This is a genomic window from Methylobacterium sp. J-077 (genome assembly GCF_022829365.1).
GTDB lineage: Bacteria > Pseudomonadota > Alphaproteobacteria > Rhizobiales > Beijerinckiaceae > Methylobacterium.
Genome location: NZ_JAKSYJ010000108.1, coordinates 1 through 565 on the forward strand (window position 1 = coordinate 1; position 565 = coordinate 565).

Below are 565 nucleotides of genomic sequence, written 5' to 3' on the forward strand. Positions count from 1 at the left end.
GTCTGGCCGGACGGCAGCTGGATGTTGACCCAGCCGCCCTGGCGGCCGAGTTCGGTGAACAGGGTATCGGGTCCGAGGCGCGCGAGACGGACGCCTTGGGTGCCGCTCGGCAGGCTGCGCAGCGCCAAAAAGTTGTCGCCGCTGGGATCGAGGCCGACCGGGTAGCTGAAGGCCTCCTGCTGGACCTGGGCTAGAGCCAAGCCGCTGGGTAAGGCGAGCGCGGCTATGGCGCCGCCTATGATCAGACAGCGAAGCTTGTACATGCCGCTCATTCCTCAAGCGGTGCCCGGCTCGGGCAGAGGGCCTTAAAGATCTGAATGTTGGTCGGATAGCCACTTGCCGACGATCCGTCGGCGATCTTGATCGTCCCCCTTTGAAGTGGTCCGCCCTGAAGTATGGCTTTTGAGCCGACAGAGGACGGAAGCGATGGCCCAACGACCCAAGCCCGAGGAGATCGTGAGCAAGCTGCGTCAGGTCGACGTGCTGGTCTCACAAGGACAGAGCGTCGCCGCTTCGATCAGGGCGATCGGCGTGACCGAGGTGACGTACTATCGCTGGCGCAAGG

General features: G+C 64.1%; 2 pseudogenes. One reads left to right on the plus strand and one right to left on the minus strand.

Features of this window, described 5'->3' with window-relative positions:
• Positions 1 to 263 (minus strand): annotated as a pseudogene (locus MKL11_RS10025) (hypothetical protein); the annotation flags it as partial.
• Between the two features lie 163 nt (positions 264 to 426).
• Between MKL11_RS10025 and MKL11_RS10030 the strand changes: the two are divergent.
• Positions 427 to 565, plus strand: a pseudogene (locus tag MKL11_RS10030) (IS3 family transposase); the annotation flags it as partial.